At 65.6% G+C, this 12366-nt stretch carries 8 protein-coding genes and 3 rRNA genes; all 11 read left to right on the top strand.

Annotation, left to right across the window (positions count from 1 at the left end):
* The first annotated feature begins 487 nt into the window (after positions 1-487).
* A 16S ribosomal RNA gene (locus SCK26_RS16460) occupies positions 488-2014 on the top strand.
* A 304-nt stretch (positions 2015-2318) separates the two neighbouring features.
* Positions 2319-5440 (top strand): 23S ribosomal RNA (locus SCK26_RS16455).
* Positions 5441-5525: 85 nt separating this feature from the next.
* A 5S ribosomal RNA gene (rrf, locus tag SCK26_RS16450) occupies positions 5526-5643 on the top strand.
* Together the 16S, 23S and 5S rRNA genes form the textbook arrangement of a ribosomal RNA operon.
* 72 nt (positions 5644-5715) lie before the next feature.
* A complete protein-coding gene (locus SCK26_RS16445) occupies positions 5716-6360 on the top strand; it encodes an HAD family hydrolase (protein ID WP_318202062.1) in 645 nt (214 codons plus the stop codon).
* A 92-nt stretch (positions 6361-6452) separates the two neighbouring features.
* A complete protein-coding gene (locus tag SCK26_RS16440) occupies positions 6453-7196 on the top strand; it encodes a VC0807 family protein (RefSeq protein ID WP_318202061.1) in 744 nt (247 codons plus the stop codon).
* Between the two features lie 23 nt (positions 7197-7219).
* Positions 7220-8449, top strand: coding sequence for an MFS transporter (locus tag SCK26_RS16435; RefSeq protein ID WP_318202060.1), 1230 nt, complete (start codon positions 7220-7222; stop codon positions 8447-8449).
* The gene (locus SCK26_RS16430; RefSeq protein WP_318202059.1) at positions 8400-9572 is read left to right on the top strand and encodes an acetoin utilization protein AcuC; all 1173 of its coding nucleotides are present in this window, start codon (positions 8400-8402) and stop codon (positions 9570-9572) included. The genes SCK26_RS16435 and SCK26_RS16430 overlap by 50 nt, the downstream gene beginning before the upstream one ends.
* A gap of 53 nt (positions 9573-9625) precedes the next feature.
* A complete protein-coding gene (locus SCK26_RS16425; RefSeq protein ID WP_318202058.1) occupies positions 9626-10492 on the top strand; it encodes a phosphatase in 867 nt (288 codons plus the stop codon).
* A 129-nt stretch (positions 10493-10621) separates the two neighbouring features.
* Complete coding sequence (locus tag SCK26_RS16420) at positions 10622-10834, top strand: helix-turn-helix domain-containing protein (RefSeq protein ID WP_121791081.1); 213 nt, start codon at positions 10622-10624, stop codon at positions 10832-10834.
* A 136-nt stretch (positions 10835-10970) separates the two neighbouring features.
* Complete coding sequence (locus SCK26_RS16415; protein WP_003948845.1) at positions 10971-11069, top strand: 30S ribosomal protein bS22; 99 nt, start codon at positions 10971-10973, stop codon at positions 11067-11069.
* 231 nt (positions 11070-11300) lie between these two features.
* A complete protein-coding gene (locus tag SCK26_RS16410; RefSeq protein WP_318202057.1) occupies positions 11301-12362 on the top strand; it encodes an NAD-dependent epimerase/dehydratase family protein in 1062 nt (353 codons plus the stop codon).
* The last annotated feature ends 4 nt before the right edge of the window (positions 12363-12366 follow it).

The raw sequence follows: 12366 nt of genomic DNA, 5'->3' as shown, positions 1-12366 counted from the left end.
TTTGCGAAATGAGGAATCCGCGTTCGAAAGGACGCCGGCCCCCGATTAGCTCGGGAGCCAGGAATCCGCTAAAGTCTCACTCGTCGGAACGGCCCAACGGCCGGGAAGACAAACCCCGCTGACCGGGGATCAGACGCCGAAAGGATCTGATAGAGTCGGAACCGCCGGAAAGGGAAACGCGAGAGCGGGAACCTGGAAAGCACCGAGGAAATCGGATCGAGAAAAGATCTGATAGAGTCGGAAACGCAAGACCGAAGGGAAGCGCCCGGAGGAAAGCCCGAGAGGGTGAGTACAAAGGAAGCGACCGTTCCTTGAGAACTCAACAGCGTGCCAAAAGTCAACGCCAGATATGTTGATACCCCGTCTCCGGTCATCACGGCCGGGACGAGGTTCCTTTGAAAAAACACAGCGAGGACGCTGTGTGCGAGAGGACTATTCCTCCTCTCGCACCGCTCTCGTGATGTGTCATCCCGATTACGGGAAAACATTCACGGAGAGTTTGATCCTGGCTCAGGACGAACGCTGGCGGCGTGCTTAACACATGCAAGTCGAACGATGAACCTCCTTCGGGAGGGGATTAGTGGCGAACGGGTGAGTAACACGTGGGCAATCTGCCCTGCACTCTGGGACAAGCCCTGGAAACGGGGTCTAATACCGGATATGAGCTTCCATCGCATGGTGGAGGCTGTAAAGCTCCGGCGGTGCAGGATGAGCCCGCGGCCTATCAGCTTGTTGGTGAGGTAACGGCTCACCAAGGCGACGACGGGTAGCCGGCCTGAGAGGGCGACCGGCCACACTGGGACTGAGACACGGCCCAGACTCCTACGGGAGGCAGCAGTGGGGAATATTGCACAATGGGCGAAAGCCTGATGCAGCGACGCCGCGTGAGGGATGACGGCCTTCGGGTTGTAAACCTCTTTCAGCAGGGAAGAAGCGAAAGTGACGGTACCTGCAGAAGAAGCGCCGGCTAACTACGTGCCAGCAGCCGCGGTAATACGTAGGGCGCAAGCGTTGTCCGGAATTATTGGGCGTAAAGAGCTCGTAGGCGGCTTGTCACGTCGGTTGTGAAAGCCCGGGGCTTAACCCCGGGTCTGCAGTCGATACGGGCAGGCTAGAGTTCGGTAGGGGAGATCGGAATTCCTGGTGTAGCGGTGAAATGCGCAGATATCAGGAGGAACACCGGTGGCGAAGGCGGATCTCTGGGCCGATACTGACGCTGAGGAGCGAAAGCGTGGGGAGCGAACAGGATTAGATACCCTGGTAGTCCACGCCGTAAACGGTGGGCACTAGGTGTGGGCAACATTCCACGTTGTCCGTGCCGCAGCTAACGCATTAAGTGCCCCGCCTGGGGAGTACGGCCGCAAGGCTAAAACTCAAAGGAATTGACGGGGGCCCGCACAAGCGGCGGAGCATGTGGCTTAATTCGACGCAACGCGAAGAACCTTACCAAGGCTTGACATACACCGGAAAGCATTAGAGATAGTGCCCCCCTTGTGGTCGGTGTACAGGTGGTGCATGGCTGTCGTCAGCTCGTGTCGTGAGATGTTGGGTTAAGTCCCGCAACGAGCGCAACCCTTGTCCCGTGTTGCCAGCAGGCCCTTGTGGTGCTGGGGACTCACGGGAGACCGCCGGGGTCAACTCGGAGGAAGGTGGGGACGACGTCAAGTCATCATGCCCCTTATGTCTTGGGCTGCACACGTGCTACAATGGCCGGTACAATGAGCTGCGATACCGTGAGGTGGAGCGAATCTCAAAAAGCCGGTCTCAGTTCGGATTGGGGTCTGCAACTCGACCCCATGAAGTCGGAGTCGCTAGTAATCGCAGATCAGCATTGCTGCGGTGAATACGTTCCCGGGCCTTGTACACACCGCCCGTCACGTCACGAAAGTCGGTAACACCCGAAGCCGGTGGCCCAACCCCTTGTGGGAGGGAGCTGTCGAAGGTGGGACTGGCGATTGGGACGAAGTCGTAACAAGGTAGCCGTACCGGAAGGTGCGGCTGGATCACCTCCTTTCTAAGGAGCACTTCTTACCGGGCTTGCCTGGTCAGAGGCCAGTACATCAGCGAATGTCTGATGCTGGTTGCTCATGGGTGGAACGTTGACTACTCGGTCGGATGTTTCGGGCCGGTGGCTGCTAGTACTGCTCTTCGGGGCGTGGAACGCATGATCACCGGACGAGGTCTGGTCGGGCACGCTGTTGGGTGTCTGAGGGAGCGAACTTCCTCAGTTGCCGGCCCCAGTGCACTCGGACCTTTGGTCTGGGGTGATGGGTGGCTGGTCGTTGTTTGAGAACTACACAGTGAACGCGAGCATCTGTGGCCAAGTTTTTAAGGGCGCACGGTGGATGCCTTGGCACCAGGAACCGATGAAGGACGTGGGAGGCCGCGATAGTCCCCGGGGAGTCGTCAACCAGGCTTTGATCCGGGGGTTTCCGAATGGGGAAACCCGGCAGTCGTCATGGGCTGTCACCCGCTGCTGAACACATAGGCAGTGTGGAGGGAACGAGGGGAAGTGAAACATCTCAGTACCCTCAGGAAGAGAAAACAACCGTGATTCCGGGAGTAGTGGCGAGCGAAACCGGATGAGGCCAAACCGTATGCGTGTGAGACCCGGCAGGGGTTGCGTATACGGGGTTGTGGGATTTCTCTTGATCAGTCTGCCGGCTGGTCGACGAGTCAGAAACCGTTGATGTAGGCGAAGGACATGCGAAAGGTCCGGCGTAGAGGGTAAGACCCCCGTAGTCGAAACATCAGCGGCTCGTTTGAGAAACACCCAAGTAGCACGGGGCCCGAGAAATCCCGTGTGAATCTGGCGGGACCACCCGCTAAGCCTAAATATTCCCTGGTGACCGATAGCGGATAGTACCGTGAGGGAATGGTGAAAAGTACCGCGGGAGCGGAGTGAAATAGTACCTGAAACCGTGTGCCTACAAGCCGTGGGAGCGTCGGACATCAGCTTGCTGGTGTCTCGTGACTGCGTGCCTTTTGAAGAATGAGCCTGCGAGTTTGCGGTGTGTTGCGAGGTTAACCCGGGTGGGGAAGCCGTAGCGAAAGCGAGTCCGAATAGGGCGTTTTAGTAGCACGCTCAAGACCCGAAGCGGAGTGATCTAGCCATGGGCAGGTTGAAGCGGAGGTAAGACTTCGTGGAGGACCGAACCCACCAGGGTTGAAAACCTGGGGGATGACCTGTGGTTAGGGGTGAAAGGCCAATCAAACTCCGTGATAGCTGGTTCTCCCCGAAATGCATTTAGGTGCAGCGTCGTGTGTTTCTTGCCGGAGGTAGAGCACTGGATAGGCGATGGGCCCTACCGGGTTACTGACCTTAGCCAAACTCCGAATGCCGGTAAGTGAGAGCGCGGCAGTGAGACTGTGGGGGATAAGCTCCATGGTCGAGAGGGAAACAGCCCAGAGCATCGACTAAGGCCCCTAAGCGTACGCTAAGTGGGAAAGGATGTGGAGTCGCACAGACAACCAGGAGGTTGGCTTAGAAGCAGCCACCCTTGAAAGAGTGCGTAATAGCTCACTGGTCTAGTGATTCCGCGCCGACAATGTAGCGGGGCTCAAGCGTACCGCCGAAGTCGTGTCATTGCAGCAATAAGCCCCAACGGGTGCTGTGATGGGTAGGGGAGCGTCGTCTGCCGGGTGAAGCGGCACTGGAAGGTAGTCGTGGACGGTTGACGAGTGAGAATGCAGGCATGAGTAGCGATACAAACGTGAGAAACGTTTGCGCCGATTGACTAAGGGTTCCTGGGTCAAGCTGATCTGCCCAGGGTAAGTCGGGACCTAAGGCGAGGCCGACAGGCGTAGTCGATGGATAACCGGTTGATATTCCGGTACCCGCTGTGAAGCGTCAAACATCGAGCATCGTGATGCTAAGGCCGTGAAGCCGTTCCGGACCCTTCGGGGAATGGAAAGTGGTGGAGCCGCCGGACCAAGCGGTTAGTAGGTGAGTGATGGGGTGACGCAGGAAGGTAGTCCATCCCGGGCGGTGGTTGTCCCGGGGTAAGGGTGTAGCCCGAGTGGTAGGCAAATCCGCCACTCTTGCAGGGTGAGACCTGATGCCGAGCCGATTGTGGTGAAGTGGATGATCCTATGCTGTCGAGAAAAGCCTCTAGCGAGTTTCATGGCGGCCCGTACCCTAAACCGACTCAGGTGGTCAGGTAGAGAATACCGAGGCGTTCGGGTGAACTATGGTTAAGGAACTCGGCAAAATGCCCCCGTAACTTCGGGAGAAGGGGGGCCACACCTGGTGATGAGCTTTGCGCTCTGAGCTGGGGGTGGCCGCAGAGACCAGCGAGAAGCGACTGTTTACTAAAAACACAGGTCCGTGCGAAGCCGTAAGGCGATGTATACGGACTGACGCCTGCCCGGTGCTGGAACGTTAAGGGGACCGGTTAGTCACATTTCGGTGTGGCGAAGCTGAGAACTTAAGCGCCAGTAAACGGCGGTGGTAACTATAACCATCCTAAGGTAGCGAAATTCCTTGTCGGGTAAGTTCCGACCTGCACGAATGGCGTAACGACTTCTCGACTGTCTCAACCATAGGCCCGGTGAAATTGCACTACGAGTAAAGATGCTCGTTTCGCGCAGCAGGACGGAAAGACCCCGGGACCTTTACTACAGTTTGATATTGGTGTTCGGTTCGGCTTGTGTAGGATAGCTGGGAGACTGTGAAGCTCGCACGCCAGTGTGGGTGGAGTCGTCGTTGAAATACCAGTCTGGTCGTGCTGGATGTCTAACCTGGGTCCGTGATCCGGATCAGGGACAGTGTCTGATGGGTAGTTTAACTGGGGCGGTTGCCTCCTAAAGGGTAACGGAGGCGCCCAAAGGTTCCCTCAGCCTGGTTGGCAATCAGGTGTTGAGTGTAAGTGCACAAGGGAGCTTGACTGTGAGACCGACGGGTCGAGCAGGGACGAAAGTCGGGACTAGTGATCCGGCGGTGGCTTGTGGAAGCGCCGTCGCTCAACGGATAAAAGGTACCCCGGGGATAACAGGCTGATCTTCCCCAAGAGTCCATATCGACGGGATGGTTTGGCACCTCGATGTCGGCTCGTCGCATCCTGGGGCTGGAGTCGGTCCCAAGGGTTGGGCTGTTCGCCCATTAAAGCGGTACGCGAGCTGGGTTTAGAACGTCGTGAGACAGTTCGGTCCCTATCCGCTGTGCGCGTAGGAGTCTTGAGAAGGGCTGTCCCTAGTACGAGAGGACCGGGACGGACGAACCTCTGGTGTGCCAGTTGTTCTGCCAAGGGCATGGCTGGTTGGCTACGTTCGGGAGGGATAACCGCTGAAAGCATCTAAGCGGGAAGCCTGCTTCGAGATGAGGACTCCCACCCACTTGATGGGGTAAGGCTCCCAGTAGACGACTGGGTTGATAGGCCAGATATGGAAGCCTGGTAACGGGTGGAGTTGACTGGTACTAATAGGCCGAGGGCTTGTCCATTGATGCTCGCGTTCACTGTGTTGGTTCTGAAACCACGACCATGTCGCCCCCTTGGGGGGCGTTCCGGTTGATTGTTTCATAGTGTTTCGGTGGTCATAGCGTGAGGGAAACGCCCGGTTTACATACCGAACCCGGAAGCTAAGCCTCACAGCGCCGATGGTACTGCAGGGGGGACCCTGTGGGAGAGTAGGACACCGCCGAACAATTTTTGGGAAAACCCCCGCACCGTATGGTGCGGGGGTTTTCTGCGTTCCGGGTCCATTAGGGTCTACGGCATGCGCTATGACCTCGTCATCTTCGACAACGACGGCGTCCTCGTGGACAGCGAGCCGATATCCAACCGGCTTCTGGCCGCTTATCTCACCGAGCTGGGACACCCGACGTCGTACGAGGACTCCATCCGCGACTACATGGGCTCGGCGATGCACCGCGTCCACGACCTGGTGCTGGAGCGCACGGGCCGGCGGCTGCCGGCGGATTTCGACGAGGTCTTCCACGCGCGGGTGTTCGCCGCGTTCGAGCGGGAGCTGCGGCCGGTGCCCGGAGTGACCGGCGTACTGGAGGAGCTGGCCGCGGACGGAGTGCCGTACTGCGTGGCCTCCTCCGGGAGCCACGAGCGGATACGGGTGGGACACCGCACGACCGGGCTCGACCGGTGGTTCACGGACGAGCGGATCTTCAGCTCGGAGGACGTCGGGCGGGGCAAGCCGGCGCCGGACCTGTTCCTGCACGCGGCCCGGCGGATGGGCGTGGCCCCCGGGCGGTGCGTCGTCGTGGAGGACTCCCCGCTGGGCGTCCGGGCCGCCGTGGCCGCCGGAATGGACGTGTACGGGTTCACCGCCATGACACCGGCGGAGCGGCTCGCCGGCGCCGCGCGGCTCTTCTCCCGCATGGAGGAGCTGACCGGCCTGCTGAAGTGAGCCCCGGCGGCGCACCGGGCTGACATTTGTCACCCGGACCTCCGGACGATCGTTTCTACTGCCGGACCCCGCACCGCGGCGAAGCTGAGGGCATGACGAAGACCACGGGGAACCAGGACCGGCAGCCCGGCGCGGCGGACCACGTCAAGCCGCTGCTCATCGACATCGCCGCGCCGCTCGGCGCCTACTACCTCTGCAAGGACGGCCTCGGCACGAGCACCCTGGCCGCGCTCGCCCTGAGCAGCGTGGTGCCCGCCGTGCGGACCGTGTCCGGCGTGGTCCGGGAACGGCGGATCAACGCGCTGGCCGTCCTCATCCTCGCCGTCAACGTCGTCTCCCTGGTGCTGAGCCTCGTCTCCGGCGACCCGCGGCTGATGCTCGCCAAGGACGGCGCGGTCAGCAGCACGGTGGCGGTCGGCATCCTGCTGTCCGTGGCACTCGGCAGGCCCATGATGAGCACGGTCGTGAAGCCCTTCCTGGTCAAGAACGACCCGGCCCGCGAGGCCGCCTGGGCACGGCTCGCCTCGGGCGCGGCGGCCGGCTCCGAGCGGTTCCGGCGCAAGGAGCGGCTGTTCTCCCTGCTGTGGGGCGGCGGGCTGCTGCTGGAGTGCGCGGCCCGGGTCGCCGGCGCCTACACGCTGCCCGTGGAGACCATGGTCTGGCTGGGCACGGTCGTCGTGGTGGTGGTGCTGACGGCCGCCTTCCTGGTGAGCGGCGGACTGGCCGCGGAACCGATGGAACGGCTGATCACCGCCGAGGCCGAGTCCGCCGTGGCCGTCACCCGGCCGAGGGAAGCTGAGCAGAACTCATCTTTGGCTGGATCTACCCACAGGTAGTCCGGGGCCCTACCCTCGCCGCCATGACTGATGTGCTGCGGCGCGGCAGGGCCTCGCTGGCGTTCGGCTTCTTCGCCCAGGGCGTCGCCTTCGCCCTGCTGGTGACGCGCATCCCGGCCGTCCAAGCCCGCTACGGCGTCTCCGACGCGCTGCTCCCGGTCTTCCTGGCCGCCGTACCCGTCCTCGCCGGGGCCGGCAGCGTGGCCACCGAGCGGCTGGTGCAGCGGGTCCGGCCGAGCCGGGTGCTGCGCTGGTCCCAGCCGGTGGTGCTGCTGGCGCTGCTCGGGGCCGGGGCGGGCGGGTCCGGGCAGGTGGCCGCGCTGGCGGTGGCGCTCGGCGTCTTCGGCCTGGCGGTGGGCGCGCTGGACGCGTCCATGAACATGCTCGGCGTCAGCCTCCAGCGGTCGTACGGGCGCAGCATCATGCTCGGCTTCCACGCCGTCTACAGCCTGGGCGGGATCGTAGGGGCCTCGCTGGCCTGGGCCGGCGCGCACTGGCGGCTCGCGCTGTGGGTGTCGTACCTGCCGGTGGTGGCCGTGCTGCTGCCGGCGGCGCTGCTGGCCAGCCGGTGGTACGTCGACGGGGCGGCGGCGGTGCGGGACGACCGGGCGGACGGCGGCGGTGTCGCCTTCAAGCTGCTGCTGCCGCTGTGCCTGGTGATGACCTTCGCCTACATCGGGGACTCCACCGTCTCCAACTGGAGCGCGAAGTACCTGAAGGACGTGCTGGGCGGCTCGGAGCAGCTGGCGACCGTGCCGTACAACGTGTACATGGTGACCACGCTGGCGGGCCGGGCCGTCGGGGACCTCGGGGTACGGCGGTTCGGGGCGGCGGCGGTGGTCCGGCTCGGAGCGGTGGTCGCGGCGGGCGGGTTCGCGGTGGTGGCGCTGGCGCCCGGCGCGTGGGTGGGGATGCTCGGGTTCACGCTGCTGGGGCTCGGGCTGTGCGTGCTGGTGCCGCAGACGTTCGCGGCGGCCGGCCGGCACGCTTTCGAACAGCACGGTCCCGGGGCCTCGGACGCGGCGATCGCGCGGCTGAACGTCTTCAACTACGTGGGTTTTCTGATCGGTTCGCCGCTGGTGGGGGCCCTGGGAGAGGCGTGGAGCTACCGGGGCGCCATGCTCGTGCCGATGGTGCTGGTGCTGGTGACACTGGGGTACGCCAGGTCGTTCGCGGCTCAACCGGACCGATACGGTGGCGGGCATGAGCGGCCGCGCACAGCTGATGTGGGACGAGGCAGTAACGGGCTATGACTTCGGTCCGAGCCATCCGATGGATCCGGTCCGGCTGGAGCTGACCCGCCGGCTGGTCGGTGCCTTCGGGCTGGACCGGGAGCTGGCGGTCGTCGCGGCCAAACCGGCCGGCGAGTCGACGCTCCGGCTGGTCCACCGGGAGGACTACATCGACGCGGTCAAGGCCGCGTCGGCGGACCCGGCGGGCGCCGACGGCTCGTACGGGCTCGGCACGCTCGACGATCCGGCGTTCGCCGGCATGCACGAGGTGTCCGCGCTGATCGCGGGCCAGTCGGTGGGAGCGGCGGAGGCGGTGTGGCACGGGGACGCCGAGCACGCGGTGAACTTCGCGGGCGGGCTGCACCACGCGATGCCGGGCGGCGCGTCCGGGTTCTGCGTGTACAACGACGCGGCCCTCGCGATCGCGCGGCTGCTGGAGCTGGGCGCCGAGCGGGTCGCCTATGTGGACGTCGACGTGCACCACGGGGACGGGGTGCAGGCCGCGTTCTGGGAGGACCCCCGGGTGCTGACGGTCTCGCTGCACGAGCATCCCGGCACGCTGTTCCCGGGGACCGGGTGGCCGCAGGAGACGGGCGCGGGCGCGGGGGAGGGCGCGGCGGTGAACGTGGCGCTGCCCGCGGGCACGGGGGACGCCGGGTGGCTGCGGGCGTTCCACGCGGTGGTGCCGGAGCTGCTCGCCGGCTTCCGGCCGCAGGTCCTGGTCACCCAGCACGGCGCCGACACCCACTTCGAGGACCCGCTCGCGCACCTGGCCGTCTCGCTGGACGCGCAGCGGGCGGTGCAGCTGGCGTGCCACGAGCTGGCGCACGCGTACGCGGACGGCAGGTGGGTCGCCCTCGGCGGCGGCGGATACGCCGTCGTGGACGTCGTACCCCGGTCCTGGACGCATCTCGTCGGCATCGCGGCGGGCAGGCCGGTGGAGCCGGAGTCGGTGATCCCCGAGAGCTGGCGGCAGGAGGTGTTCGCCCGGACCCGGCAACCGGGGCCGCGGCGGATGACGGACGGGCGGTGGCCGGTGGAGTACGGCGGGTGGGACACGGGCTACGACCCGGCCGACCGCATCGACCAGGCCATCCTGGCAACCCGACGAGCGGCCTTCCCCCTACGGGGCCTACTGCCCTGACCCCCACCCAGCCCCCACTCCCGCGGAAGCGTTCGTTAGGCCATCCGCGCGGAATGCCGCTGTTTTCGGGTCGGCTTCGTGCCGGATGGGCCACCATCGCATCCGTGCCGTCCTCCGCCCGCCTCCGTGCCCATCTGGTGGCCGCCCGGCTGGCCGGGGTGGTGGCGACCTCGCGGGAGGACAGTCTGCGCAGTTACCGGCTGTTCGCGGCCCGGGATCCGCGCGCGCTGATCGGGATCGATCCGGAAGGCGCCTGGGAGTTCGGGGACGTGCTCGCCCTGATGGCGCGGAAGTGCGGAGTCTCGGCCGACCCCCGGCACACGAGCGGACCGGACGTGATCGACCCGGAGCGGACGCTCGCCGCGCTCGACGCGTTCGCCGGGCGGATCCGGGAGGCGGCCCGGCGCGGCGCTCCCGTACTGTTCGGCACCGGGCACCCGGGGCGGCTGCTGGGGTTCTACGCCGCTCTGGCGGACGCGCTGTCGGCGGCGGGATGTGAGGTCCTCACCCCCGCGCAGGGTCGCTGTGTCGACATATTGACCCGGTTCGGTCTACGTCCGCATCGCCTCGACTACGTACGAGGGGTTGCCCTGGTGCGGGAACCGGCGAGCGGGCGCCCCGGTTGTGAGCCGGGTACCCACACCCACTCCCCCCTCCCGGTTCGGGTCGCGCTGGAGGCCGCCGCCGAGGCCGGCGGGCCGCTGCCGGAGCTGGTCGTCGGCGATCACGGATGGGTCTGCGGCGCAGGTCAGCTGGGGTTCGAGGCCATCGGTCCGGCCGACACCGACGACCCCGCGCCGTTCGTCGGCGAGGCCGAGGGACGGGTGTCCGTCGTCGTTCCGGTTGACGACGCAGTGCGGTCTGCTCACTACCGCCCGCTGACCCGCTACGTGCTCAATCGGGCCCGCTTGTCACAGTAGGCCGCCGATGGGTGCACCTCTTCCCCACTCGCATCACCCGCCCCTAGTCTGGGGAGTGAGCACGCAACGACGAAGAGTCACCGGAAGGGGAAGCCGGTGGCCGTCGAGTGCGGAAGGTTCAGGTGTGTCATGGCTGCAGCTGGCGAGAGGCCTCTGAACGAGGTTCAGTTCCTTACCGTGGCGGAAGTCGCCTCGGTGATGCGAGTGTCCAAGATGACCGTGTACCGCCTGGTGCACAGCGGTCATCTGCCCGCGATCCGGGTGGGGCGGTCCTTCCGCGTCCCGGAACAAGCGGTACACGAATACCTCCGCGACAGCTATGTGGGGGTGGAGACGGCCTGACGGCGACCCCCGGGCGACCGGGGGAGACACCCTCGATTACGACCTCGGCGCTCGGTTGGGTAGGCTAGCCCCTCGTAGGTCGTGTGGGCCCATGGCGCCCAAACAACCGAGTGATGAGAAGTGAGCGAGGGTAGTCGTGGGCTCTGTTATCAAGAAGCGGCGCAAGCGGATGGCCAAGAAGAAGCACCGCAAGCTGCTCAAGCGCACGCGCGTTCAGCGTCGCAACAAGAAGTAAGCGGTCCCCCGCGCAAGCGGGGCGTTCGCGAGCGACGCCGCGAGAGCGTGGCACCCGTGGCCTCCCACCAGCAGTGGTGGGGGGCCACAGGCATGTTCCGGGCATGTGCCGACGGGGGAAAATCCGTCCTCCCGCGCACCGGGGGTCCTCACACCGCACCACCGACCGGCTAGGTTGGGCCGCACACGGGGAACGCGGGATACCGGTTACGCGGGAAGGAGGGCGCTGATCTTGGGAAGGGTCGTGCTCGTCACCGGAGCCGCCCGGCAGCTCGGCGGCCGGTTCGTGCGGCGGATCCAGCGGGACCCGGAGGTGGACCGGGTGATCGCCGTGGACGCGGTGCCGCCGGCGCACCACCTCGGCGGCGCCGACTTCGTCCAGACCGACATCCGGCAGCCGACCATCGCCCGGGTCCTCGCCGAGACGGGCGCCGACACGGTCGTCCACCTGGACGTGACCGGCACCGCGCTGGGCGGCGGCAGCCGGGCCACGGTCAAGGAGACCAACGTCATCGGCACCATGCAGCTGCTCGGTGCCTGCCAGAAGTCGCCGGCCGTGCGCCGGCTGGTGGTGAAGTCCAGCACGAACGTCTACGGCTCCGCGCCGCGCGATCCGGCCGTGTTCACCGAGACCACCCCGCCCAAGTCGCTGCCCAGCGGCGGCTTCGCGAAGGACGCCGTCGAGGTGGAGGGGTATGTGCGCGGGTTCGCGCGGCGGCGGCCGGACGTCGCGGTGTGCGTGCTGCGGTTCGCCAACATCCTCGGCCCGGCCGCGGACACCCCGCTCGCCTCGTACTTCTCGCTGCCCGTCCTGCCGACCGTGTTCGGCTACGACCCGCGGCTGCAGTTCGTGCACGAGGACGATGTGATCGAGGTGCTGCGGATCGCCTCGCACGAGCCGCGCCGGGGCAGCCTCAACAGCGGCACCTTCAACATCGCCGGGGACGGCGTGCTGCTGCTCTCGCAGTGCTCCCGGCGGCTCGGGCGGCCCACCGTGCCGCTGCTGCTGCCCGCGGTCACCTGGGCCGGTTCCCTGGTGCGTACGCTCGGTATGACGGACTTCTCGCCGGAGCAGATCCGGCTGCTCACCCACGGGCGGGTGGTGGACACCGGTCAGATGCGCGAGACGCTGGGCTTCGCTCCCCGCTACACGACGGCCGGGACGTTCGCGGACTTCGCGCGGGCCCTGGGCCCGGGGCTGCTGCCCCCGGAGACCCTCGCCGGGGCCGTCGACCGGGTCGCCGCGCTGTCCGCGAGGGCGGCCGGCCACCTCCAGACGCACAGCGCCAACTGAGGAG

Origin of the sequence: Streptomyces sp. SCL15-4 (assembly GCF_033366695.1) — a bacterium.
Lineage (GTDB): Bacteria > Actinomycetota > Actinomycetes > Streptomycetales > Streptomycetaceae > Streptomyces.
The sequence above is the reverse complement of the archived record's forward strand: the minus strand, read 5'-3'. Positions and strand labels throughout refer to the sequence as shown.

What these genes read in the sequence shown, in the direction of transcription:
- SCK26_RS16435 (WP_318202060.1), top strand. Translation starts at nt 7,220, where the DNA reads ATGACTGATGTGCTGCGGCGCGGCAGGGCCTCGCTGGCGTTCGGCTTC.
- SCK26_RS16420 (WP_121791081.1), top strand. Translation starts at nt 10,622, where the DNA reads ATGGCTGCAGCTGGCGAGAGGCCTCTGAACGAGGTTCAGTTCCTTACC.
- SCK26_RS16425 (WP_318202058.1), top strand. Translation starts at nt 9,626, where the DNA reads ATGCCGCTGTTTTCGGGTCGGCTTCGTGCCGGATGGGCCACCATCGCA.
- SCK26_RS16430 (WP_318202059.1), top strand. Translation starts at nt 8,400, where the DNA reads ATGAGCGGCCGCGCACAGCTGATGTGGGACGAGGCAGTAACGGGCTAT.
- SCK26_RS16440 (WP_318202061.1), top strand. Translation starts at nt 6,453, where the DNA reads ATGACGAAGACCACGGGGAACCAGGACCGGCAGCCCGGCGCGGCGGAC.
- SCK26_RS16445 (WP_318202062.1), top strand. Translation starts at nt 5,716, where the DNA reads ATGCGCTATGACCTCGTCATCTTCGACAACGACGGCGTCCTCGTGGAC.